Source organism: Tumebacillus permanentifrigoris (assembly GCF_003148565.1).
Taxonomy (GTDB): Bacteria; Bacillota; Bacilli; order Tumebacillales; family Tumebacillaceae; genus Tumebacillus; species Tumebacillus permanentifrigoris.
Genome location: NZ_QGGL01000006.1, coordinates 18,590 through 40,897, shown reverse-complemented (window position 1 = coordinate 40,897; position 22,308 = coordinate 18,590). Strand labels below are relative to the sequence as shown.

The 22,308-nt window shown below is 56.3% G+C and carries 27 protein-coding genes and 1 riboswitch; of the genes, 5 read left to right on the top strand and 22 right to left on the bottom strand.

The genetic code is table 11. From position 1 onward, the window contains the following. Positions 1-119: 119 nt before the first annotated feature. From C7459_RS08120 to C7459_RS08110, 3 genes are all read right to left on the bottom strand, one after another. Positions 120-662, bottom strand: coding sequence for a hypothetical protein (locus tag C7459_RS08120; RefSeq protein ID WP_109688240.1), 543 nt, complete (start codon positions 660-662; stop codon positions 120-122). A 115-nt stretch (positions 663-777) separates the two neighbouring features. Then, the gene (locus C7459_RS08115; protein WP_109688238.1) at positions 778-1,236 is read right to left on the bottom strand and encodes a hypothetical protein; all 459 of its coding nucleotides are present in this window, start codon (positions 1,234-1,236) and stop codon (positions 778-780) included. A 55-nt stretch (positions 1,237-1,291) separates the two neighbouring features. Further along, entirely contained in the window at positions 1,292-1,810 is a 519-nt protein-coding gene (locus tag C7459_RS08110; protein WP_109688236.1) for a DUF402 domain-containing protein, read from the bottom strand. A 100-nt stretch (positions 1,811-1,910) separates the two neighbouring features. Between C7459_RS08110 and C7459_RS08105 the strand changes: the two genes are divergently transcribed. Beyond that, a complete protein-coding gene (locus C7459_RS08105) occupies positions 1,911-2,738 on the top strand; it encodes a metallophosphoesterase (RefSeq protein ID WP_109688234.1) in 828 nt (275 codons plus the stop codon). Between the two features lie 72 nt (positions 2,739-2,810). Here the strand turns inward: C7459_RS08105 and C7459_RS08100 are convergent, their stop codons facing one another. The 5 genes from C7459_RS08100 to C7459_RS08080 form a co-directional block, all read right to left on the bottom strand. Beyond that, complete coding sequence (locus C7459_RS08100; RefSeq protein WP_109688232.1) at positions 2,811-4,241, bottom strand: NAD-dependent succinate-semialdehyde dehydrogenase; 1,431 nt, start codon at positions 4,239-4,241, stop codon at positions 2,811-2,813. Positions 4,242-4,274: 33 nt separating this feature from the next. Then, a complete protein-coding gene (locus tag C7459_RS08095; RefSeq protein ID WP_109688230.1) occupies positions 4,275-4,706 on the bottom strand; it encodes a hypothetical protein in 432 nt (143 codons plus the stop codon). A gap of 58 nt (positions 4,707-4,764) precedes the next feature. After that, entirely contained in the window at positions 4,765-5,535 is a 771-nt protein-coding gene (locus C7459_RS08090; RefSeq protein ID WP_170119356.1) for a DUF4247 domain-containing protein, read from the bottom strand. 75 nt (positions 5,536-5,610) lie between these two features. After that, on the bottom strand, positions 5,611-6,186 hold the full coding sequence (locus C7459_RS08085) for a DUF4247 domain-containing protein (RefSeq protein WP_170119355.1): 576 nt from the start codon (positions 6,184-6,186) through the stop codon (positions 5,611-5,613). Positions 6,187-6,208: 22 nt separating this feature from the next. Continuing rightward, positions 6,209-6,730, bottom strand: coding sequence for a DUF4178 domain-containing protein (locus C7459_RS08080; RefSeq protein ID WP_109688224.1), 522 nt, complete (start codon positions 6,728-6,730; stop codon positions 6,209-6,211). Positions 6,731-6,898: 168 nt separating this feature from the next. Between C7459_RS08080 and fabI the strand changes: the two genes are divergently transcribed. Then, positions 6,899-7,669: an enoyl-ACP reductase FabI gene (gene fabI, locus C7459_RS08075; RefSeq protein ID WP_109688222.1), complete on the top strand. Its 771-nt coding sequence runs from the start codon at positions 6,899-6,901 to the stop codon at positions 7,667-7,669. A 50-nt stretch (positions 7,670-7,719) separates the two neighbouring features. Here fabI and C7459_RS08070 read toward each other — a convergent pair whose 3' ends face one another. Beyond that, positions 7,720-7,905 carry a hypothetical protein gene (locus C7459_RS08070; protein WP_109688220.1) on the bottom strand — a complete coding sequence of 62 codons (186 nt, stop codon included), beginning with the start codon at positions 7,903-7,905 and terminating at the stop codon, positions 7,720-7,722. Positions 7,906-8,112: 207 nt separating this feature from the next. Between C7459_RS08070 and C7459_RS08065 the strand changes: the two genes are divergently transcribed. After that, complete coding sequence (locus tag C7459_RS08065) at positions 8,113-8,340, top strand: hypothetical protein (protein ID WP_109688218.1); 228 nt, start codon at positions 8,113-8,115, stop codon at positions 8,338-8,340. A gap of 46 nt (positions 8,341-8,386) precedes the next feature. Here C7459_RS08065 and C7459_RS08060 read toward each other — a convergent pair whose 3' ends face one another. Genes C7459_RS08060 through C7459_RS08050 form a run of 3 tightly spaced genes read right to left on the bottom strand, consistent with a single transcriptional unit; the run spans position 8,387 to position 10,759 of the window. Beyond that, on the bottom strand, positions 8,387-9,793 hold the full coding sequence (locus C7459_RS08060; protein WP_109688215.1) for a sensor histidine kinase: 1,407 nt from the start codon (positions 9,791-9,793) through the stop codon (positions 8,387-8,389). Further along, positions 9,790-10,506, bottom strand: coding sequence for a response regulator transcription factor (locus C7459_RS08055; RefSeq protein ID WP_109688214.1), 717 nt, complete (start codon positions 10,504-10,506; stop codon positions 9,790-9,792). Before C7459_RS08055 ends, C7459_RS08060 begins: the two co-directional genes overlap by 4 nt. 25 nt (positions 10,507-10,531) lie before the next feature. After that, entirely contained in the window at positions 10,532-10,759 is a 228-nt protein-coding gene (locus tag C7459_RS08050; protein ID WP_109688212.1) for a hypothetical protein, read from the bottom strand. A 151-nt stretch (positions 10,760-10,910) separates the two neighbouring features. On the opposite strand from C7459_RS08050, the gene C7459_RS08045 reads away from it, so the two are divergent. Further along, the gene (locus C7459_RS08045; RefSeq protein ID WP_109688210.1) at positions 10,911-11,936 is read left to right on the top strand and encodes a glycosyltransferase; all 1,026 of its coding nucleotides are present in this window, start codon (positions 10,911-10,913) and stop codon (positions 11,934-11,936) included. Between the two features lie 31 nt (positions 11,937-11,967). Here the strand turns inward: C7459_RS08045 and C7459_RS08040 are convergent, their stop codons facing one another. Continuing rightward, positions 11,968-13,440, bottom strand: coding sequence for a tyrosine-protein kinase domain-containing protein (locus C7459_RS08040; RefSeq protein ID WP_109688208.1), 1,473 nt, complete (start codon positions 13,438-13,440; stop codon positions 11,968-11,970). 17 nt (positions 13,441-13,457) lie between these two features. Continuing rightward, positions 13,458-14,468 (bottom strand): hypothetical protein, encoded by a 1,011-nt coding sequence (locus C7459_RS08035; protein ID WP_146200976.1) that lies wholly within the window; start codon positions 14,466-14,468, stop codon positions 13,458-13,460. A gap of 369 nt (positions 14,469-14,837) precedes the next feature. Then, a riboswitch (cyclic di-GMP riboswitch) is annotated at positions 14,838-14,930 on the top strand. A gap of 15 nt (positions 14,931-14,945) precedes the next feature. Here C7459_RS08035 and C7459_RS08030 point away from each other — a divergent pair. After that, positions 14,946-15,266, top strand: coding sequence for a hypothetical protein (locus C7459_RS08030; RefSeq protein WP_109688203.1), 321 nt, complete (start codon positions 14,946-14,948; stop codon positions 15,264-15,266). A gap of 105 nt (positions 15,267-15,371) precedes the next feature. Here C7459_RS08030 and C7459_RS08025 read toward each other — a convergent pair whose 3' ends face one another. The 8 genes from C7459_RS08025 to C7459_RS07990 all read right to left on the bottom strand — a co-directional run bounded on the left by C7459_RS08025 (position 15,372) and on the right by C7459_RS07990 (position 22,283). Next, entirely contained in the window at positions 15,372-16,268 is an 897-nt protein-coding gene (locus C7459_RS08025) for a YitT family protein (RefSeq protein WP_109688201.1), read from the bottom strand. A gap of 27 nt (positions 16,269-16,295) precedes the next feature. Next, the gene (locus C7459_RS08020; RefSeq protein WP_109688199.1) at positions 16,296-17,000 is read right to left on the bottom strand and encodes a FadR/GntR family transcriptional regulator; all 705 of its coding nucleotides are present in this window, start codon (positions 16,998-17,000) and stop codon (positions 16,296-16,298) included. Positions 17,001-17,059: 59 nt separating this feature from the next. After that, on the bottom strand, positions 17,060-17,701 hold the full coding sequence (locus tag C7459_RS08015; protein ID WP_170119354.1) for an SGNH/GDSL hydrolase family protein: 642 nt from the start codon (positions 17,699-17,701) through the stop codon (positions 17,060-17,062). Positions 17,702-17,817: 116 nt separating this feature from the next. Further along, positions 17,818-18,924 carry a serine hydrolase domain-containing protein gene (locus C7459_RS08010; RefSeq protein ID WP_170119353.1) on the bottom strand — a complete coding sequence of 369 codons (1,107 nt, stop codon included), beginning with the start codon at positions 18,922-18,924 and terminating at the stop codon, positions 17,818-17,820. A 104-nt stretch (positions 18,925-19,028) separates the two neighbouring features. Then, positions 19,029-19,436, bottom strand: coding sequence for a hypothetical protein (locus C7459_RS08005; RefSeq protein ID WP_109688193.1), 408 nt, complete (start codon positions 19,434-19,436; stop codon positions 19,029-19,031). Positions 19,437-19,466: 30 nt separating this feature from the next. Further along, the gene (locus C7459_RS08000) at positions 19,467-19,649 is read right to left on the bottom strand and encodes a hypothetical protein (protein WP_109688191.1); all 183 of its coding nucleotides are present in this window, start codon (positions 19,647-19,649) and stop codon (positions 19,467-19,469) included. Between the two features lie 215 nt (positions 19,650-19,864). Continuing rightward, positions 19,865-20,938, bottom strand: a complete 1,074-nt coding sequence (gene mutY, locus C7459_RS07995) for an A/G-specific adenine glycosylase (protein WP_109688189.1) — start codon at positions 20,936-20,938, stop codon at positions 19,865-19,867. Between the two features lie 61 nt (positions 20,939-20,999). After that, complete coding sequence (locus tag C7459_RS07990) at positions 21,000-22,283, bottom strand: bifunctional diguanylate cyclase/phosphohydrolase (protein WP_109688187.1); 1,284 nt, start codon at positions 22,281-22,283, stop codon at positions 21,000-21,002. Between the last annotated feature and the right edge of the window lie 25 nt (positions 22,284-22,308).

The following is a 22,308-nucleotide window of genomic DNA, read 5'->3' as shown; positions in this document are numbered from 1 at the left end:
AAGTTAAGATCAGGTACTAGTACTTCTATGTACGAGGTGATTATAACATTCATCCTCCCTCTAGGATAGCACAAAAAAGCCAGCCACCGTCGCCGGGGCTGGCCTGTTGCACAGACGTCCTAGCCTTGCACTTTTTTCAATTCCGCCTGTAGCGCAGCGTCGATCGACTGCATCAGTTTGAACGACTCTTGCTTGTTGGCTTCCAGCTTGCCATACGCGTCCTTGATCTTCGCAGAATCGGCAGCCTCGACCGCGTCACGGAATTGCTTGTGCAGATCGCGACCGGACGCGCGGAGAGCTTTCAACTTCTCCACATCCGCCTCCGTCGGTGCAAGATCCGCTTGGATCTGCTTCTTGATGTTCTTGTCATTTTTCGCCAGCTCATCGAGCTTCTGGCGCGTTTCCTTGATCGACTTGTGCGTTTCGCGGAATTGCTTCCAGTTTTCCTTGTTCGCTTGGAAGTCGATGCCTGCGTCCTTGATCGCTTGCTTTTGTTGCTCCGTCAGCTTCTTGTGTTCATGCTGAAACTTGCCTTGGTGGTCCTGATGTTCAGTCGGTGCGGGCGTTGTGGTCGTGGAATCAGCAGCAAACGCCGCAGCGCCACCTCCGACCGCCAAGACCGTTGCCAACGTAACGCCTGCGAGAAGCTTTTGGAATTTCATGTTGAGATCCACCTTTCGTCAAATGAATGAGATGTTCTTGCTACCAGCGTACCCACCAAATGTGGAAGAGATATGGAAAATCGATAAAAAAACAGCCCTCGCAAGGGCTGTTTTCTTAGAAATGCTTGTTCTGGCCAGTCACCATCTCGACATAGGGGACATCGCCTTTTAACTGACGTTCGACATTGTCCAAATTGTCGCCATCGCGGAACACGGCCAGCGTGTTGCCGTTGCGAACCTGATCGCAGGCTTTGGAGATCGACGCCTCTGGGATGCCATACGAGCGCAGACGATCTTCGACCGTGACCATCGTGCGCTGGTGGTTGGTGCCTGGCAGGGCGTTGAGTTGCGGGGCTTCGATCTCCCCTTGAACGGGGGTGGAGTCGGAGACGATGTTTTGGATAAACGGGGTGACGCCTGGATAGAAGCCTTCCAGCCCGTCGCCATTCTCATCGCCTTTGTTCTGCAGATAGAGAACCGTGAAATCGTTCATCCCTGCGTCGTACAGCTTCTGAATGGTGTCATGCGCTTGTTGGTAGCTCGGGAACGAAGCCAGCACAATTGGTTTTGCCATTCTGGATTCACCTCTCTCACACGTATACCCCTAGTATCTGTGATCGAGCGCTCCCCTATTCCCCCTGTGCCGCTTCCCACAACTGCGTCCAGCGCGAGCGCGCCTCCGGGTCGAACGGGCCCTCACGCGCTTCAAAAAGCGCGATCAGCTCCGCAGTCGCCTCTGCGATCTTGTGCAGGATCTCTGTCGGATAGTGCATCGCATGCGCGTGTTCCGTCAATTCTTCCTCATCGACGATTTCGTAGACCCCTTCCTCATTCACAATCAGATCCACATCATAGTCAATGAACTTATAGAGATTGCGTTCCTCCTCAAACTCAATCGGGCTGGCGATGTTGCAATAATAGGCCGTGCCATCCTGCTTGCAGAGCACCGCGACATTGAACCACTTCTCTGGGTGGACCCAATAGATCACCGGAAACGGACTTGACCATTCCCCACCGTCCGCTTCGAGAACGGGCGTGTCCGGCTCAATCCACATCACACCGCGTTCCGCTGGAAGTTCATACAGTTTGACCCAGCGGCGGTGTTCACGCCCATCGTGCTTGTACGCTTGCATCCAAACCTCTCTCATCGCAGGCTCCCAACTCCTCCAGAAATTCTCCCTATCGCATTCCGTAGAGTTCTGATAGACTCAAACCTTGTTGACATAAAAAATGAAAGGGTGAAACTCGATGACCATCCTGTTGATCGTGATCCTGATCGTCGCCGCGCTCGTAGCGTCCGTACTCGGATATGGGCACTGGAACACGTACCGTCCGGTGGTCCGCCAGATCGAGATGAACCTCGACGAGCCGTTTGGCGACAAAAAAGAACTGCGCATCGTCCAACTCTCCGACTTGCACATGGAACGCCAATCGATCAAACCGGAGCGCATGGCAAAAATCATCGCCGAAGCCCGCGCCGACCTGATCGTGATGACGGGTGACTATCTCGACAACTACGACAACCTCGATAAATTCATGCTCTATCTGGATGAAATAAAAAAAGTAGAACCTGAGCACGGCATCTGGCTCGTCTGGGGCAACCACGACCACTATCTAGGCGAGCGCATCGAAGACCTCGCGGAGTTGATCAGCGCCAAGGGCATCCGCGTGCTTGCTAACCAGTGGGACAGCATCACCTTTGGCGAGCAGCGACTGAACATCATCGGAATCGACGACTTTTGCCTCGGCAAATCCGATATCCCGAAGTCGTTTCACGACATTCAGGACGGCTGGAACCTCGTACTGTCGCACGATCCGAACATCGTGCTACACCTAGAGCCGCACCACCGAGTTGACCTGCTCTTATCTGGTCACTTGCACGGTGGACAGTTCAAAATTCCGGGAGCCTTTACATTGTTCCCGATGGGTGAGCTACCAAAACAAAACGTGATCTCCGGCATGCACGAAGTAAACGGCAAAAAAGTCTACATCTCCGACGGCATGGGCCAAGCGGCCTTCAACGTGCGCCTCGGAACGCGCCCCGAGATCACCATCCACACGCTACGCTGCGCGTAGGGTAAACCAACCACCCCACCAAGAAAAAAGGCACGCGGAAACCCCCGCGTGCTTTTTCGCCATGACGTGCTCCTAAAAACCCGTCGAAATATACTTCAACTCCAAGAACGGATCAATCCCATGATGACCGCCTTCGCGACCGAGACCCGATTCCTTCCAACCGCCGAACGGAGCTTGAACCGCGTTCGCCGGCATCGGATCATTCACACCGACGATGCCATACTCAAGACCTTCGCTCATGCGGATCGAGCGCCCGAGATCGTTGGTGTACACATAAGCCGCCAACCCATACTGCGAGTTATTCGCGCGGCCCAGCACTTCCTCCTCCGTTTCAAAGGTGAAGATCGGAGCGACCGGACCAAACGTCTCCTCCGTTGCGATGCGCATCTCCTCCGTGACACCAGCCAGCAGAGTCGGTTCATAGAAGAAGCCTTGCTCGCCATGACGCTTGCCGCCCAGCAACAGAGTCGCGCCCTTGCCAACAGCATCCTCCACATGTGCGCTCACTTTATCCAGAGCGTCTTGGTCGATCAAAGGTCCCATCGTGGTTTCCTTCTCCAGACCGTGACCGATCTTGAACTTCGCCACTTCCTCCGCCGCGATCTTCGCGAACTCATCAGCTACACTCTTGTGTACATAGACACGGTTCGTGCAGATGCAAGTTTGACCAGCGTTGCGGTATTTGGAGTTGATCAGACCGAACACAGCCTTTTTCAAATCCGCGTCCTCGAACACGATAAACGGAGCATGACCGCCCAATTCCAGCGAGACGCGCTTCACCGTCTCACCTGCGTTGCGCGAGATCAGTTTGCCCACCTCAGTCGACCCGGTGAACGTCACCTTGCGCACGCGCTTATCCGTAGTCAACAGCGTGCCGACCTCTGCTGGGTTCGACGTGGTGATCAAGTTGATGACGCCTGCCGGGAGCCCGGCTTGCTCCGCGAGTTCCACCAAACGAACAGCGGTCAGCGGCGTTTGCTCCGCCGGTTTCAGCACGATCGTGCAACCTGCAGCCAGCGCCGGAGCGATTTTGCGGGTAACCATGCCCGCCGGGAAGTTCCACGGGGTGATCGCGGTGACCACACCGACCGGTTGTTTGAGCACCGTGATGCGCTTGGTCGGTTCGAGATGCGGGATGGTTTCCCCATACACGCGCTTCGCTTCCTCCGCATACCACTGCACGAAACCTGCAGCGTTCATCACTTCGCCCTTCGCTTCCATCAGCGGCTTGCCCATCTCGCCCGTCAGGATCGCTGCGAGTTCATCGCGCTGAGCCATGATCAAATTGAACCACTTGTAGAGCAACTGCGAGCGCTTGTGCGCCGGGGTGTTCTTCCAACCTGGGAAAGCCTTGTGCGCTGCTTCGATCGCTGCGTCTGCATGTGCCACTGTCGCATCAGCCGCGTGACCGATGACCGCGCCGGTCGCCGGATCGGTGACTGCAAAGGTAGAGTCGGTTGCGACCCATTCCCCGTTTATGTAGAGTTTGCTGGTGGTTGTCATGAAAAAATAAACCTCCCTTTTTGCCTTTGAGTGCTAGTTGTGTTGGAGCACGAACACAGAATACCCTTTCTCCCACCACCTCATCAAGGTGGAAAAACGCTCCTGCTGCTCCACTGCACTGATAGACTTCTCGAATGAATGCGCTTTCTCCTCCATGATTTCCAGACAATGCTCAGAAGAAAGCAAAAAATCGAGAAAATGTTCCGCACAATGAGACAGTGCCAGATGCTGACCATCCAATACCAGCTCCTGCCCACGCTGGTACTCAAACAAACCGCCAGCCGTGCAAAAAGCGCTCTCCTCCTCCTCAACCAACGCGCTCTCTTTCAACTGGGGAAGCAATGTAGGGTGCAACGCCTGAATTGCCTTTTTCCAAGCTTCGCCCTCTGCGCCATCCAGCGCAAGGAACTCGGCCCCTAACGTCAGCGGCTCACGAGTGAGAATCGGTACGATCGTGTAGTTCAACTCCAGTCCCCCTCTCACGAAAAAAGCGCAGCACTCCAGCGGGAGGCTGCGTTTTTCGTTATTTCTTCTTGCTGGACTTCGGCACGACCTTGCCGGTGCCAGAACTCGACTTCGGCGGCGTGACCGACGAACCGCTGCCCGTGTTCGGCTTCGTGGTCGTCGAACCAGAACTGCTGCTGCCCGTGTTCGGCTTCGTGGTCGTCGAACCAGAACTGCTGCTGCCCGTGTTCGGCTTCGTGGTCGTCGAGCCGGAGCTTGACCCGCCAGAGGACGGGTAGCTATATCCGTTGCTTTTGTTCGGATACGGCTGGTTCGGATACTTCGTGGAGTACTTGTATTGGCTGTACCCGTGGTAGCTCGAATATTTCTTGGACTTCCAGTCGTTGCCGAACATGTTCGCGATCACCATCCCCGCGAGGAACGGCGTCAGATAATTCGGATCATAATGTTGGGCGACGTACTGCTTGGTATCCACTTCCACCAGCGCGTCATCCGGGTTCTCTGCGTCTGTCTGTACATGGACAATCTGGTCTTGGTAGACCAAAAACATATCGTCATCATCCTGTTTGGACATCTCGCTGGGCTTTTGCTCGTCTGCGATATCCTCGGCAACGGCCGGGACGCTCTGACCTTCGGCCCGGTATACCTTTTGCATGGTACTGCCCGAACCATCCGCCGACACAAACGCATAGTTGTCCTTGAGATAATCTTGCACATTTTGCGCGCTCTTGGAGGTGGCCGTGCTCTGCGTGTTCGAACCTCCACAACCGACCAGCATGACCGAGCAAGCCAGCAGGATCGCGAGCGCCTTGGTTGCCGATTTTTTCACAATGTTTCCCCCGTTTCTCCTAATCCCCTTCATTTTCACACGTACCCATTCCACTTGGCAAGCCCTGTATGTAGCCTACCGCCTGATCACACGGCCCTTGCCACCGCGACTTTTCGGCACTTGACGGGCTGGGGTCGTACCTGGATTGACTCGTGGCGGCGTGCTGTACCCACCCCCACCGCTTCTGTAATACGGATTCTGCCCATATCCGTTGTAACCTCGTGTCGGATAGTTGTGCCACCCGCTGCCGAAAATGTTGCTGAGCAACGAGGCGGCGAGAAATCCATTGAGGAAACTCGGGTCATAATTTTGGCGGACAAATTGCTTGGTGTCGACCTCAATCAGCGTATCGGACGCCTGCTCCGGGTCTTGTTGGACATGGATGAGATAGTCCCGATAGACGAGGAACATCCGCTCGTTGCTCTGCGCCGAGATCTCGTCTGGCTTTTGCTCCGCCGCGATCTGATTGGCGACGTCCGGCACGGATTCGCCCTTGGCCCGATAGACTTTCTGTTGCGTGTCGCCAGAGCCTTGCACATCCTCCAGCGAGTACTTTTGCTTGATAAAGTTTGCTGAGTTCTCCATCCCACAGCCGACTGCAAAAACGGTGAGTGCCAACGTGAGTGCGATCGTTTTGGTCAGTCTACGCATGCGCCAAGAACCCCTTTCCGGATTATTCGCTACCCGGGAGAATCCTAACTTCGCTCGGTTTGACCTTGTTGCCGACACGGATGATGATCTCGCCGCTCTGCCATTCGAACAGCATCGCGCCGCCATCGTCAGAGACGTGCAACCACCAGTAGAGGATGTCATAGGAATTGAACGCGCTGCGCCCTTGCACGTTGACGCTGAATTCGCCGCGCGCCTGTTCGAAGTAGGACACATCGTCATACACCATCTCTTGGTTGATCGCTTCCGGATTCTCCAGGCGGGCATCCAGTGTCTCATACAGGTACACGCGAATCGACTCCCGCGGTTCCACCATCAGGTAGCCGTTGCGCGGGCCGCTCAACAAGTACCCGTACTTGACCTGTCCTCCACTGCGGTAGGTGGTCACGCCTTCTACCTTATAGTCTTCCAAATCATACGAGATGATGTCACCGATCTTCAGGTTGGTAAGAGTTCGCTGTACGACTTGCGGGGCTTCGTTGTTGTTGGCACGCCAGATGTTCTTGATACGATCGAAAACGCTCATCGCAATATCGCTCCTCCATCTATGTGGTTCTGCTACTTTAGATATACGAATCAACACGCCAAGGGTTTCGCTTTTTCTCACAGGGCTTGCCGTGCGCTCCCAAATCAGTCAATATAGTACTAGGTACTAGGACTGCATTCATGAATTCATGAACAAAGGAGATTGAACATGAACCAATTGTTAGCCGGTAAGAAGTTCCTCATCATGGGCGTTGCCAATGACCGCTCGATCGCGTGGGCGATCGCCAAGCAACTGCACGAAGCAGGTGCCACCCTGGCGTTCAGCTACCAAGGTGACCGTCTGGAATCCCGCGTTCTCAAGCTCGTCGAGTCGACGATGCCGGGTTCGACGATGGTTCAGGTCGACGTGACCCGCGAGGAAGAAATCGCGAGCGCGTTCGCACTTCTCAAGGAACAGTGGGGCACGATGGACGGCCTCGTTCACTCCCTCGCATTCGCCAAATCCGAAGAACTCGAAGGCCACTTCTCCGACACCTCCCGCGAAGGCTACCTGCTGGCACAAGACATCAGCGCCTACTCGTTGGTCGCGGTCTCCCGCTTTGCTAAGACCCTGATGGTTGAAGGCGGTTCCATCATCACGATGACCTACCTCGGCGGTGAGCGCGTTCTCGCCAACTACAATGTAATGGGCGTCGCCAAGGCAGCTCTCGACCAATCGGTCCGCTACCTCGCAGCAGACCTCGGCGAGCAGAACATCCGCGTCAACGCGATCTCGGCTGGCCCGATCAACACCCTCGCCGCTCGCGGCGTGCGCAACTTCTCCACCATCCTCGGCGTCGTTGCGGAGAAAGCCCCGCTCAAGCGCAACATCACCCAAGAAGAAGTCGCCAAAACCGCTCTGTTCCTCGCGTCCGATCTCTCCTCCGGCATCACCGGCGAAGTGATCCACGTCGATGCAGGCTACCACATCATGGCGTAACTTCTGCACCGATAAAAAACCGTCTGCCCTCGCGGCTGACGGTTTCTTTTTTACAGCCGGATCTTGTCCGGGATGATCTGGCTGTTGGAGCGAATTCGATACACCCGCTCGCTTTCGTCATAATCGATGCGCAAAGGCTCATCGACGTAGAAATAGGTGGCCCGGTCCACGACGACGAGCAGCCCATCGCCTTGGTCAAATTGCTGATCTCCCGCTCTCGGCTCATCCAGAGCCAAGTCATACTGGTAGGTGGCGCTTCAGCCACCCTCCATTTCGAGGTAAAAACGGACGCAGACGCGCCCGTGCTCGTCCTCGCGAAATTGCAGCAATTCCTGCCTCGCGCGTTCGGTGACTTGAATGGTGCTCATAGCAAATTGGCCTCCACTCTCCACGGATAGAGTGTCTCCCGGCGGCACAACCTACCCGTCAGGAGGTGATCGTTGATGTACGTAGGGCGCACGCTCGAAGAACTGCAGGATCTCTCGTATAACAAGTGGACGATTGAAGAACTCGCCTATCACCAGACGACGATGACACACTTGCAAGCCTGCCTGAATGACCGTGGGCAGCACGTGCTCGCCAAAATCGCAGCGGAGATCGACGCCCGTGGTGGTTTTCCACACTATTGTGGAGATTACGACGGTCATGGCACCACCGTACACTACGATTGATCCGTGTGTTGATAAAAACCCGTCCTCGTAGGAGGGCGGGTTTCTTTTACGGGTGAATCGGGAGTTGGAGGACGATCTCAGCACCGCCCTGTGCGTGGTTGTGCGCAGCGATCGACCCGCCTGACTTCTCGACAATCGCTTTGACGATGGCGAGACCTAAACCGGTATCGCCTTTGTCGCCCTTGTAGAAGCGTTCGAAGATCTGGGGTTGCTGCTCCGTCTGGTTGGCAAACCCTTCTCCATCATCGTGAAAGGCGATCCGCACATGGTCGTCTACTCGGCTCAACCTGACTTCGAGACGTGAATTCGCATGGCGCACACCGTTGCTCAGGAGGTTGATGAACGCCTGCATCATCTTGTCCCGGTCGACGTGGATCAGGTACATGCCGCGACCTTGCACGGCGATCCCAATCCCTTTTTGCAACGCGAGACTGTGTACGCGCGCAACCGAATCCTCCACCAACTCGGTACATTCCTGCTCGGTCGGGGCGTAGATATCTTCGAGGGTCTCCAGCTTCGAGAGGTAGATCAGCTCGTCCACGAGCTTTTTCAACCGCACCGACTCCTGTGAGATCACATCGAGCCCCGTGCTCGCTTCCTCCCCCGCGAAGATTCCGTCGAGGATGCCTTCTGCATAGCCTTGGATCGCCATCAACGGCGTCTTCAACTCATGCGAGGCGTTCTGCAGGAAGCGGCGTTGACCTTGGTCGTAACGCTTCAATTCCTCGACCATCGCGGCAAACGAACGCGAGACTTCCTCCAACTCATCCCCCGTCGTCACGACCGGTGGCGGGGAGAAGTCGCGCTTCGCCAAGCGCTTCATCTGCTCTTGCAAGACGCGAATCGGCTTGGTCAGCGAGCGAGACAGCCACAACCCCAGCACGAGCACGACCACACTGGTGATGAGAAACCCCTTGATCAAGGCTCCGATCAAGTCCTTGATCACCAGCGAGACATTTTCCAACGGCGTGAGAAACACCGCGTCCAGCCCTTGGTATTGCGGCTCTGGCAATGGCATCGCGTGGATCAAGTACTCGTGTTGCCCGACTTGCTTGACCGTCTGGTAAGTGCTGTTCTGCTCCGTGTCGATGTTCGCGAGCGACACCGGGAATTTATCCCCGACCTCCAAGCCTTCGACGTTGGTCGATTCGACCTTGCCGTTTTTCTGGTTGACGATCACGACGGCGATGCTCATCGTGCGCGTCGCGTATTGCATGCGCAGGCGCGATGTTTTTTTCGCGAGCAAGGCTTGTTGGGGGTTGGTGGGATCGACGTCCACATCGACCGTGTTCAGGAAGGTCTGCGCCTCAAACTCCAGCGTGTTGAACGCCTCATCGGTGATGGCTTGCTTGACCAGCGCATAAAAAAGCACGCCGCCGACACTCAAGGCCACCAGCGCGATCAACAGATAGGACAGGATCAGTTTCTGCGAGATCGAGTAGCGGCGCGTCATGACTCAACCTTGTAGCCGTAGCCCCAGACGGTTTTGATCTCACAGTCGGAACTCGCTGCTTTTAGTTTCTTGCGCAGGCGCTTGACGAGATCGTCAATCGCACGCTCGTCCCCGATGTAGTCATAGCCCCACACTTGGGTCAGCAACTGCTCGCGGGTGAAGGCCTTGTTGAGGTGACGAGCGAAAAAGTACAGCAAGTCGTACTCCTTGGTCGTCAACGGCAGATCGACCGCTTGGCACTGCGCACGGCGCTCCTCAGGGAACAGCTTGAGGTCGCGCATCGCGAGGTGTTCGGGCTGAGCAGCAGGCGCACTTGCAAGGGACTGCTGCTGCAACCCGATATGGAAACGACGGAACACCGTCTTGACACGAGCGAGCAATTCACGAGGGGAGAACGGCTTGGACAGATAATCATCGCTGCCGAGTTCGAGTCCGACGATGCGGTCGATCTCGTCATCCTTGGCCGAGACCATGATGATCGGGATCTGACTCGTGGCGCGGAGCTTGCGACAGACTTCCAGCCCGTCGATGCCCGGCATCATAATGTCGAGGATGAACATATCCGGCGGAGCTTGTGCAAATGCCTGCAACGCCGATTCTCCGTCGCCATATCCAGTCACAGCATAGCCTTCCGCTTCCAAGTAGCGCATGACGATCAAGCGAATTCTCTCGTCATCATCGACGACGTAGATTTTCTTTTTGACCTCGTCCATAGCCACCCTCCTCCCGCAAACTTCGTTATTCCTTCGGCTTGATCTCGCCCATCGCGCGCAGAACGCGCTTGCGAATCATAAACCCGATGCCGACCATCAAGATCGCACCGCCCAAATACCAGAACGCACGGCCCCAGTGGATCTGGGCAATCGAGATGCCGACCATTGCAAATAAAGCCATAACGGTGACAGTCCAGATGAAAAAGAAGACCTGGAACTTGACGGCCATTGGCGAACGATACCAAAACGACATAGAAGTTCACTCCTTGTACTTATAAAAAAGAGAGTTCCTTGGTATCATACCATAAAAACGGTTTCCGCAGAAAAAGTGACTTACCGCACAGACAACGACGCCGCGAAGGGGTACATTTAGGCCAGTTACCTTTCGAAAGGAACGATCCAATATGAACATACTCATCGTTCTGCCCCCCAATATGCCCTCTGGCGGAAACTGGACGTACTCGGGTCGCCTGCAACGAGGATTGGCACCTCATGGCATTCACATCAAGCGTCTCGCGCTCGACCAAGTTCAACCACAAGACTATGAAGCGGCTGACATCATCCACTCCTACAACGCCTACAGCACCGGTCGCCAACTCGCACCGATTGCCAAGCAATATCAAAAACCTTTCGTGCTCACGATGACTGGCACCGATGTCAATGAACATCTGATACATCCCGATACACGCCCCAGCATGGTCGAAGCTGTCGAGTACGCGTCCTCGATCATCTGTCTGACCCAAGCTGCAGCCGACAGTCTCGCCGACGTGTATCCGGCAGCAAGTGGCAAGGCGATGACGATCAACCTCGGAATCGACCTGCCACAGGGCGTAGGCAAGACGCGCGCCGACTTTGGCTTGCAGGATGACGACTTTATTTTCTTGCTGGTAGCGGGGATTCGCCCGGTCAAGCGCCCGCTCGATGCGCTGGAACCGTTGGCGAGAGTCCACCAACAGCATCCGCAAGTGCGGTTTGTGCTGGCCGGCCAGAAACTCGATGACACGACCTACAGAGAAGTGCTGGAGCAGTTTGCGACACATACCGACTTCGCCCGCTACCTCGGCGCTGTGCCGTATGAGGAGATCGCAGACCTGTACCGTGCGGCCGATGTCGTGATGAACACCTCCACCTCCGAAGGGCTGTCACATGCCTTGCTGGAAGCGATGTCGCTGGGACGGGCAATCCTCGCCTCGAACGTGCCTGGCAACCGTGACTTGATCCAAGACGGCGAGAATGGATTCCTCTATGCAGACGGCGACGAGTTGGTCGAGAAAGCCACCCGCCTGTACACCGATGAACAGACGCTGGTCAAAGTCAGCGAGGGTGCCTTGCAGACGATCCACGAACACTTTTCACTGGAGCGCGAACTCGAAGCCTTCCGCACGATGTACAACAACGTCTATTCGAAAAACTCCTGCACCACGAGATAAGAAAAAGGACCCCGTCCCGCGGGGTCCTTTTTTATTGGCTGAGCTTGATCTGGTTGTCGATGCGTTCGAGGAAAAAGGGAGACTTCTCCATCTTGCCTTCAAAGTTGTTGAGCACTGCACCGATGACGTTCGCCTCGGCCGCTCGTAGTGCATCAAGCGCCAACAAGGCTTGGTCACGATCGACCGTACCGCTGCCGACGAGGAACAGCACACCGTCTGCACGCGGGGTGACCACTTGCGGTACCAGCGACTCCCCGAGGGCAGGCGTGTCGATCAGCACGATGTCATACTTCTCGCGCACTTCTTGCAACAGTAACTCGAACGGTTGTGTGCCGAGCGCTCGCACACCCGCTTGTGTCATGTTGCCAATCGGCAGCAGGTCCAAGTTCTGCGTTCGGGTGTCATGGATCGCCGTCTGCACGCCGACCCGCCCGGTCAGGCAGTCGCCTAGCCCGATGTCATTGGGAATTCTCAGCATGAAATGCAACGTCGGGTGCTCCACGTCCGCATCGATCAGCAGCACGCGCTGGCCACTCTGGGCGAGCAGCACGGCGAAGTGCGTCAACACGGTCGTCTTGCCTTCCTGCCGCACCGTGGAGGTGATCGCCAGCGTCTTGATCTCCTGCAGGACACTCAGCGGCACGAGGTTGCGGTACAGCGTCTGATAGTCTTCCAAGATCCGACGATTTTGCTTGGTCGGCACCGCTCGCAACATCGAGTGTTCCAACGAGGCTGCCGCTTGCTGGTAGGCTTTCGGGTTGCGCCCATCGCCTCCGTTCCAGCCGAGCAGGAGCCTTTTGAAGCTGAGTTTGCGCACCCAAGCGAAGCGTTTTTTCCGTGGACCCCAGACGCTGATCTCACCGACCATGACCAGATTGAGCGCCGCTTTGACTTCCTCGCGCATTTTCAAGGTGGAGTCAAGGTACTCGCGCAGCACGACGCCGCCGACCCCGGCGAGGGTACTCAGCACGACCGCCATCGCCAAGTTCATTTTGAGGTTCGGCTTGAGCTTGGTCGGCGTGCGCCCGGCTGCCTTGTCCAACACGAAGACGTTATCCGCCTGCATGATGTGCTCCAGTTTGTCAATAAACGTGTACGCCATCTCATCGGCGAGCTGGGTCACCCGCTTGTCGTCCGTGTCGAGCACTTGGATCGCGATGATCTGCGATTCATTGATCGAAGTGATCGTCACGGAGGCCCCCAATTCCTCAGGTGTCATCTTGAGACCTAACCGTGCGACGACCGCCGAGGTGACGGTATAACTTTTGATCAATTCATTGTACGTCTTCATCAATTTCGGATAGGCCATGACATCGCTCAGGAACGCCTCGACATCCTCGGTCGGCTTCAAGTTGACGATCAGTTTGGTCGTTGCCCGGTATTGTGGGGTCACGGTATACTTGGTCACCCCATAGGAGGTCCCGACGGCAAAGATGATCAACAGCACGATCAGCCAGAGGCGTTTCTGAATCGCTTTGAAGTATTTGAGTAGGAGAAATTTCATCTGAATTTACCGCCTGTCTACTTCTTAATGACCGGGACGTCGGTGTGGGTGTTCATCAGCTCCCACTTTTCTTCCTTCTCAGCGCCCGGTTTGTTCGATGCTTGGTCGAAGGCGATCCGCGCTTCAAAGCGCAGTTTGGTTTGCTCCGTCGGGCTCTTGGACACTTTGTCCAAAACTGCAGCGTCACGAATGTCGTTCGGAGTGAAGGCAAACTGGATCATGTAGACATCGTTAGGTGCCCATTGGCTGAGTTTTTCATTGTAGGCACCGGAGAGGATCAGTTGGGCCCCGTAATACACGTTCAGTTTGATCAACTTCGGGGAGTATCCCTTCAGATAGCCGTTGCTGACAAAAGCGGAGACGATCGCTCCGCCGCCGTGTACGGCCTGAACTTGGTTGACCCCGGTGACGAACACGAAGTTGAAGGAGCCGTTTTTGAAATCGTCAGGTTTTTTGACGGTGCTCAGGACCGATTCGATCCGGGTGCGCTCCCCTTTGGAGAGCGCTTCTTTTTGTTCAAGCGACCAGGCGACTTCCTGCCTGACGATCGGCACGGTATCGGCTGCTTGTTGTGCAGCCAACTGCTTCAGCGCTTCTTGCTGTTGCGGTGTTAGCGCGGCCACGGCAGCAGCTTGTGCCGCCGGGGTGACGGCCGGAGTTGCGGCTGGTTTGGCTGCGGGGGTCGCGTTGTCCTTGCGGTACTTGTAGACGAGGTAGCCGGCCCCTAGATTGATGACCAGCGACCCGGCCAAGACCATCCACACCCAGCGCGGCAACCCTTTGCGCGTGTTCACCGTCACCGGAACGGCGGGATGCGCAACCGCCAGAGCGGTGGCCTGCTCTTGCACCGCTTGCAAGGTTTGATAGAACACCAGCTCATTGGGCTTCGGCTCCAGCGGAGTTTCCGGCAACTCAACCCGCGCGTCCTCGATCCTCGCATCCTCGATCCCAGCCGCGACTTGTTCGTGTGCAGGGGCTTCAATGACTTTTTTCACCCGAGCAGGTAGCTCAGATAGGTCTGGAGTCACGGTTTCACCTCGTGCAACCGATTGTCGCGTTTCGACTACCTTTTGCGGGACTTTTGCACCAGTGTCTATTTTTTGTTTACGCTTGAATAGTTGACGAAAGGGGTTGGTTTTCTTGTCTTTTGTACGAGCGCTGCGGCTCGGTAATTCGTCCGTTTGAAGGAACTCGTCATGATTATTCGTCACAGATCATCGTCCCTTTTCATATTCTTTCTCTCTCGTATCATAAGGCTAATGCACTACAAAGTAACAGTGTATAAAGTCCTGAACATCACTTGACTTTCAGATTAGACACGAATAATATAGAGAACAGGACATGACGTTATTTTAGCTTATTAACTTACCTACTCTTGGATAATAAATCGGTCTATCAAACGACAAGGGCATACCACTCCGAAAGGGTGGGACGCAAAGCCACGGGCCTACCGACGGGGATTCCCCCGCTAAGGCAGCCGGGTTACCGAAAGGACAGATCCTAAAATGGCAAAAAAATCGCATGGCCTCTCGATCGCATTGGCCGTCGGCCTCTTTGTAGGCGTTGCTTCATCCGCTCTGTCGTTGATGGAAATGGGCGCAACAGGCGCTGCCAATTCCGGTGAATACCCGACCGAAGAGATGAGCATGAAAAAAATCTTCAACTCGCTGTCCTCCGACCAAAAAGACGCGATCAAGCAAAACCTCTCCGATCGCATGTCGAATTCCAACTTCGATTCTGGTGAATACAACATCAGCATCGGTGACCTCAGCGACAGCGCAAGTTTCGCTGACGTAGGACCGAAGTCACAATTTATTACGCAATAAACAATCCCAACTTTCATTATACGTCTACATTTACAGGTCTTCAACTGGGAAAAAAAAGCCCCGCTGTCTCCGACAGCGGGGCTTTTTCGTATGCACGTCCGTTTTTTAATGTATCGCCTTCTTGCGGAACCGCCCGCCCGTCACATCTGCGACATGCTCGATGGCGATGAACGCACCTGGATCAAACTCCAGCACGATGCTTTTGAGTTTGGCGATTTCAAGCCGCGTGACGATCACGTATAGCAGTTCCTTGTCCTCTCCGGTGAAGCCACCCTTGCCGTAGATGTGTGTCACGCCCCGACCGAGGCGGCTCTGGATCGCGTCGGAGATGTCGTCTGGCGTCTCCGCGATGATCGTGACCGACTTGGACTCGTCCAACCCTTCTACGGTGATGTCGATCATCTTGAAGGCAACGAAGTAGGCGATCAGCGAATACATCGCGTGATCCCAGCCGAACACGAATCCGGCACTGCCGAGGATGAAGATGTTAAAGAACATCACGATCTCCCCGACAGAGAACGCCATTTTGCGCGTCAGTAGGATGGCGATGATCTCCGTGCCGTCGAGCGACCCGCCATAGCGGATGATCGTTCCCACACCAATCCCCATCACGATGCCGCCAAAAACCGCCGCGAGCAACGGATCACCTGTTAACGGCTGGTTAGTGTGCAACAGCGAGACGAACACTGACATCAACGCAACCGCCACCAGCGTCGTCATCGCAAACGTTTGCCCGATCTGTCTGTACCCAACCCACAGGAACGGCAGATTGAGCAAGAACGTGTACAACCCAATCGGCCACCCTGTTAGATGGGCCGCGAGGATTGACAGGCCGATCACCCCGCCGTCGATGATCGAATTCGGGACGAGAAAGATCTCCAGCGACACCCCGACCATCAAGGAACCGAGCGTGATGAAAAACATCCGTTTCAAGTGGAACCCTAGCGGCTGCCGCTTATGTAGGCGAGCACTTCTGTTGGTGCTTTCTGAACTTTGCTCCATCTCTCTCCTCCTCACTGTACTTCGAGGTTACAGGGAAGGCTTGCTCTGCTCCATCAGCCGTTCGGATGCGTCGAGATGCTCTACGATCAACCGCTCCGCCAAAGGCTTGTCCCCTGCGAGGAGCGCCCGATAGAGCGCTCGATGCTCCTCGACCAATCCCGCCGCCCGCTCCTCATCCAACCACACGAGGCGCACGACGCTGCGGATCGTCTCCGTCAAGGTGTTCATCAAGTTTAGCAATACATAGTTGCCGGATACTTCAGCAATGGCGAGGTGAAACTGCAAGTCCGCCCCAACCCGCTCCTCGACCGTCTGCTTGGTCGAGACCGATTCCATTCGTTCCAGAGCGCTCCGCACAGCTGCCAGACGCAGCTCGCTCGCCTCTGCGCAAGCCATCCTGACCGTGCCGACTTCAAGCAGGCGCCGTACCTGCAGCAACTCCCGCAGCTTGCCGCGTCCCAACAGCAGCGCGGCGTTCATCGGTTCGGTGATCATCGTCTGCACATCGATTTTTTGCACGAACGTGCCTTCTCCATGCCGCAGATCGATCAGCCCCATGCCGACCAGCGTCGAGAACGCCTCGCGCACCGTCGGACGGGAAACGCCGAACTCAATCGCGAGTTCATTCATCGGCGGCAGTTTGTCACCTGGCTGCAGGTGTCCTTGCTCGATCATCCACTTGATCTGCTCCGCGACTTGCTCGTATGTTTTTTTCGACTTGGATCGGTTCATTTTCACGGGTGTCCCTCGGAAGATGTCAGAATTTTTGTTAGTTCCATTATACCTCAGAATCAGCGCAGGATCGAACCAATTCCTTCGGCGATGGCACGGTGCCCCGCATCGTTGGGATGCACAGGCAAAATGCGTGCGTGCATCACATCTTCTACCCGCCCTGTCGTATACCCGGCGATCAGTTTAGACGGTTGACCGTCGATACAAGCAGCGGTCGGTGCGCACAGAATTCCATTCGATTTCGCGGTCTCGATCGTCACGGTGTTCAATGCCCGGAGTGCCTCCACCGCGATCTGCGAGTGCGGAAAGGGATTGTACTGGGTGCAGAGCACGAGGCGCGCCGGACTGACCGACTTGATGGCGGCAACCAGCCGGTTCAAGTTGCGACCGTATTGTGCCAGAGCTGCCTCGACAGAGGATGCGGGTGCTCCGCGCAGAACGCGCAACCCCGCCACCAGCAGATCGTTGCCCCCGATCCAGATCGTCACGTCCGATGCTCGTTGCAGCGGGTAGGCAGAATTCCAAAAGGCCACGGACGCCAGTGTGCCACTCGTCCACCCAGGTCGCGCCAAAACCTGCACCTCCGACCCGCCTCGCCGCTGCCCAGCTTCCTGCGCGACGAGATGCACATAGCGACTGGTTCGCGACGTCGCGTTTTCCCCATAGGTGATCGAGTCTCCGAGTGCTGTGTAGACAAACATCCAATCTCCCTCCTCGCAAAATGGTCTCTTCTTGCAAGATATGGGATCGAAGCCCCATTTGCTTGGACGGGCACGAAAAAAGACCGGCCCGCCTCGGCGGTATCGGTCTTTTTTCCCTACCCTTGAAAGGCGCGGACGTGGAATTGCTCCCGCCATCTCGCCAAGTCATCAGCGCGCGACTCGCTCGTCTCGGGGTGGATGCTGTTGGTGAGCAGGACAGACGTAGTCTTGCTCAAAGGGTCACACCACAGGGAGACACCTGTTCCACCGCTGAGGCCGAACGAATTCGACGGGACTGTCGACCCGATGGCACACGCCTCCCCGGCCAGCTCCCAGCCGAATCCAAAACTTCGCCCGCTCGCCTCTCCATGTGCAGATGTGGCCAGCGTCACCAGCGTGGTGTCGAGGAAGCGCTCGCGGCGCACGATGCCCTTGCGCACCCAGAGTTCAGCGAATTGGTTGAGGTCGGCGGCGGTGGAGAACAGTCCAGCCTGTCCCCCCACGCCATCGAGTCCATAGAAGGCATTGCTATCATGCGCTTCGCCGCAGATCGTGTTGCCGCGCCAAGGGAAGGAGGCGGCTTCGCGTTGGTCACAGCTCTTGCGCTCCCATTCGTTGCCGATCTCCGTGGCCGCACATAAGTCAGCGGGCAAGCCTTCCCCTGCAAACGAAGTGCTCGTCATGCCCAGCGGTTGGAACACCAACTTCTCGCAGATGTCCTGCAAGGGTCTGTCCCAGACGCGCTCGAGCAAGAAGCCGAGCAACAGATAGCCGAGGTCGCTCTGGATCGCTCGCGTGCCGGGTGCTGTCTCCAACGGCGTGTCGGCCAGTTGGCGCAGATAGGCTTTGATTCCGCGTGCGGTCAGGAACATCGGTCTCCACGTCGGCAGTCCCGACGTGTGGGTCAGGAGGTGGAAGGCGTTGATCTGCGCCTTCGAGTAGCGGTCAATCCCAGTGGCAAACTCCGGCAGATAGCGAACGATCGGATCGACCAGCGACAGTTTGCCCAGTTGCACCGACCGCAGGACCGCGGGCATCGTCGCCACCACCTGGGTCAATTGGGCCAGATCGAATCTCGTGTCCAACAGCATCGCCCGCTCGTTGGGCAGCACTTCCGCCGCACCGTGAGCCTCATAGAACACCGGCTCCCCCTGTACAGACACACACGCCACCACGCCAGGAAACACCCCGCGTTCCAACCCTTGTCCAATCGTCTTGCGCATACACATGCACCTCCGATTCTCAGATTCTCGTGGTATATGTGTATGCACACTAGATTGCAAAAAAGACCTGAACCGTTGCCGGCTCAGGTCTTTTTTCTCCGTGCTTACTGTTGCGGTGCGGCGCCTTCGAACTTGCTGGCGACCTTGGTCATCAGTTTGCCGAGATCTGCATCGCTGAGCGGACGGCCTTCGCGTTGCAACTTCTCGCCGATGCGCTCCAACTCTTCGTGGATGAAGCGCAGGATCTCGTACTTGTTGCTGCCTTGCTTGACTGCGATCGAATTGGTTTTGAGCTCATCGAGGAACGGAACTTCGTTGTTCTCGTTGGGCTGGGTGTTTGCGAGCGGCATCGACTTGTCGTAGATCGCGACGATGCCTGCGTTGTTGACGACGAAATAGATGGTGAAGTACGGATTGTTCAGCGACGTCGGGCCGAACGCGAACGTTGCGGATACGCAGCGCTCCATCGTTTTGATATCATAGTTGACTTGAACCGGTGGGTTCATCGACATGTTGCATCATCCCTTCATTGAGGCGTGTATCTAACAGGCAGAGTTCGGCCCCGCCTCGTTGATCACGATAAAACTATCTTCGTACTCATCAAAATCCACGGTCACTTGCTCGATGTACGACGCGGCAAATGCGTCGACGGCGAAATGCAACCCGCGGACTTCTAGGCGTCTGTCATGCTCTCTCGGTTCATCCAGAACCAAGTGGAACTTCATGCCGCCTCAGCCGGGGGAGACATTCACACGGATGATGAGATTCTCATCGCGTTCTTCCTGTAGGATCTCTTGGATCTTCTCCAAAGCGAGATCGGTCACTGCGATCATGGGCAGTACCTCCTTCGTCATACTACTTTGATTTTACATAGTTTTCACGATTCGTTCAAACGAATCAAAAAGATTCACAGGTTTGCCGGTCATCTCATACCGAACCGTTAGATCAAGCCGACCAGTTGTTTGACGATTTTCTGGTGGGCAACAGGGAACGCGAAGTCCTCGAGGTCGGCGAGCGCGACCCATTGGACATCCTCTGCAACGCGCACCTGCCCAGAGCGCACCGCGCATTCGTACACGCGCAGGTTCCAGTGCAGGTGGCTAAACGTATGTTCGACTTGGGCGAAGAGGTGCAAGGGCTCAACCGTGAGGCCGAGGTCTTGGCACAGGTGGGTGGTGAGGCTCTGCTCCAGCGTCTCGTCTGGCAGCCGCTCACCGCCAGGAAATTCCCAGAGACTCGCCAGCAGCCCTTTGTCCGGACGGCGGCGAATCAGGACGCGGTCGCCGTCGCGCAGGATCGCGGCGGTCATGTCGACCGGGCGCGGGGGTTTTTTCTTTTCCTTGACGGGCAGTGATTCGGCGACACCCTCCGCGAACCCTTTGCAGTGCGCTTGAACGGGACACGTGCCACAGCGCGGGTTTTTCGGGACGCAGACGCGGGCACCGAGTTCCATCAAGCCTTGGTTAAACGCGGCCGCACGACCTGCGGGGATCAGAAACTCTGCGAGGTCCTCAAAGATTTTGCGCGTCTTGGGCTTCATGATGTCGTCCTCGATGAGGTAGAGGCGCGACAGAACGCGGAACACGTTGCCATCCACCGCCGGCACATCGCGATCATAGGCGATCGATTGCACCGCACCCGCCGTGTACGGCCCTACACCGGGCAACGCACGCATCTCGTCCAAGTTATCGGGCACGATGCCGTGATGACGTTCCTTGACCACCTGAGCGGCCTTCTGAAGGTTGCGCACGCGGGAGTAGTAGCCTAACCCCTCCCAGAGTTTTAATACGTCCGGCTCCGGCGCATCTGCGAGCGCTTCAATCGTCGGGAAGCGCTCCAAAAACCGCTCCCAATAGGGAATCACCGTCTCCACACGCGTCTGCTGCAGCATCACTTCCGATACCCAGATCGCGTAAGGATCGCGCGTCCGCCGCCAGGGCAGGTCGCGCTTGGTGGCTTCATACCAATCTAACAGATCTGACCCGATGCCATCTCGGGTTGCCAATTTACTCATAGGGTTTGAGGTCCTCCTCTTGCTGTCTACCCTCTATTATAAAAAAAGCACAGCCGGGCGGCTATGCTCTCTTTTTTCCGTACTGTTCGATGGTATCACAGAACAACTCGGCTAACAGCGGATCGAACTGCGCGCCTGCACAGCGGCGAATCTCCGTCAGCGCCTCCTCGATCGTCTTGCTCTTGCGGTAGGAGCGGTCGAGGGTCATCGCAGAAAACGAGTCGGCGATCGCGAGGATGCGACCTGCCAAGGGAATCGCGTCCCCGCTCAACCCCAGCGGATAACCGCGTCCATCGAAGCGCTCATGGTGGTAGAGCACGCCCTGTTCCATCGTCTCGCTGGTGTAATGGTCAGCGAGAATCTCATGCGAGATCGTGACATGGTTTTTCATCGAGACATACTCTTGGTCGGTCAAGCGGCCTGGTTTCTTCAAGATCGGGTCGGGGATCAGCACCTTGCCGATGTCGTGGAACAGTCCGGCCACTTGCAGTTCGCGCTGTGTCGATTCTGGCAGTTGCAACGCCTCGGCCAGCAACCGCACGTAGTCCGCGACGTCCTCCGAGTGCTGAACGGTGTAGGTGTCCTTGTCCTTCAGCGAGAGGATGTACAGTTCGAGCAGGTCGGAGCCGGTCGTGACATAGGACTGGATCTCTTCGAGATGACTGCGCCGTTGAAGTTTCGCGAGACCTTCATGCTTGGCGTGCTCCTTCGACTCTGCTGCCGCCTCCAGCAAGTCTTGGGCGGTGCGGGCATCGTGCGGATATTCAGCGATCCCAATCGACATCGTGACCGGCAGGGCTTCCTCATACTGCCCGGCAAAAAAGCGCTGCTCCCGCAGGCGCTTTTGAATCCCTTGCGCGATCGCCCCCGCTTGCTCTGCACTGGTATCCGGCAACACGATCACGAACTCATCGCCACCATATCGCCCGATCTGATCGCTTGGTCGCACATCCAACCGCATCTGCTCCACGAGGTATTGCAAGACCAGATCGCCCGTCGCATACCCGTAGTGGTTGTTGATCGGGCGGAAATCGTCGACATCCAGATAGAGCACCGTCACCGGCTGTTTCACTTCATCCGAACGCTGGAGGGCCTCCTGCAACAGCTCGGTGATCTTGCGGTGCGTATGCAGCCCGGTCATCAGATCCACCGACAGCGAACGACTCTGCGGGCGTTGACGCAACACACAGATCAGACTATACAACGCCGTTGCCCCTAACAGAGCCTCCTGCAACAGCGCACCCGTGGTGTGGCCATGAATCAAGTATTCGGTCACCCCAATACTCAAAAGAACAACGAACAAGAGGAGTTCCGGTCGGCGCAGGTAGGTGAGCCAGATCTTCACGTTCGGATCACTCCATTTCCGTTTC

Coding starts and splice junctions, on each gene's coding strand:
- C7459_RS08025 (WP_109688201.1), bottom strand. CDS start 16,268: ATGGAGCAAAGTTCAGAAAGCACCAACAGAAGTGCTCGCCTACATAAG.
- C7459_RS08120 (WP_109688240.1), bottom strand. CDS start 662: ATGAAATTCCAAAAGCTTCTCGCAGGCGTTACGTTGGCAACGGTCTTG.
- C7459_RS08065 (WP_109688218.1), top strand. CDS start 8,113: ATGTACGTAGGGCGCACGCTCGAAGAACTGCAGGATCTCTCGTATAAC.
- C7459_RS08110 (WP_109688236.1), bottom strand. CDS start 1,810: ATGAGAGAGGTTTGGATGCAAGCGTACAAGCACGATGGGCGTGAACAC.
- C7459_RS08060 (WP_109688215.1), bottom strand. CDS start 9,793: ATGACGCGCCGCTACTCGATCTCGCAGAAACTGATCCTGTCCTATCTG.
- C7459_RS08100 (WP_109688232.1), bottom strand. CDS start 4,241: ATGACAACCACCAGCAAACTCTACATAAACGGGGAATGGGTCGCAACC.
- C7459_RS08045 (WP_109688210.1), top strand. CDS start 10,911: ATGAACATACTCATCGTTCTGCCCCCCAATATGCCCTCTGGCGGAAAC.
- C7459_RS08020 (WP_109688199.1), bottom strand. CDS start 17,000: ATGAACCGATCCAAGTCGAAAAAAACATACGAGCAAGTCGCGGAGCAG.
- mutY (WP_109688189.1), bottom strand. CDS start 20,938: ATGAGTAAATTGGCAACCCGAGATGGCATCGGGTCAGATCTGTTAGAT.
- fabI (WP_109688222.1), top strand. CDS start 6,899: ATGAACCAATTGTTAGCCGGTAAGAAGTTCCTCATCATGGGCGTTGCC.
- C7459_RS08115 (WP_109688238.1), bottom strand. CDS start 1,236: ATGGCAAAACCAATTGTGCTGGCTTCGTTCCCGAGCTACCAACAAGCG.
- C7459_RS08050 (WP_109688212.1), bottom strand. CDS start 10,759: ATGTCGTTTTGGTATCGTTCGCCAATGGCCGTCAAGTTCCAGGTCTTC.
- C7459_RS08015 (WP_170119354.1), bottom strand. CDS start 17,701: ATGTTTGTCTACACAGCACTCGGAGACTCGATCACCTATGGGGAAAAC.
- C7459_RS08000 (WP_109688191.1), bottom strand. CDS start 19,649: ATGAAGTTCCACTTGGTTCTGGATGAACCGAGAGAGCATGACAGACGC.
- C7459_RS08030 (WP_109688203.1), top strand. CDS start 14,946: ATGGCAAAAAAATCGCATGGCCTCTCGATCGCATTGGCCGTCGGCCTC.
- C7459_RS08085 (WP_170119355.1), bottom strand. CDS start 6,186: ATGCGTAGACTGACCAAAACGATCGCACTCACGTTGGCACTCACCGTT.
- C7459_RS08005 (WP_109688193.1), bottom strand. CDS start 19,436: ATGTCGATGAACCCACCGGTTCAAGTCAACTATGATATCAAAACGATG.
- C7459_RS08055 (WP_109688214.1), bottom strand. CDS start 10,506: ATGGACGAGGTCAAAAAGAAAATCTACGTCGTCGATGATGACGAGAGA.
- C7459_RS08105 (WP_109688234.1), top strand. CDS start 1,911: ATGACCATCCTGTTGATCGTGATCCTGATCGTCGCCGCGCTCGTAGCG.
- C7459_RS08080 (WP_109688224.1), bottom strand. CDS start 6,730: ATGAGCGTTTTCGATCGTATCAAGAACATCTGGCGTGCCAACAACAAC.
- C7459_RS08010 (WP_170119353.1), bottom strand. CDS start 18,924: ATGCGCAAGACGATTGGACAAGGGTTGGAACGCGGGGTGTTTCCTGGC.
- C7459_RS08040 (WP_109688208.1), bottom strand. CDS start 13,440: ATGAAATTTCTCCTACTCAAATACTTCAAAGCGATTCAGAAACGCCTC.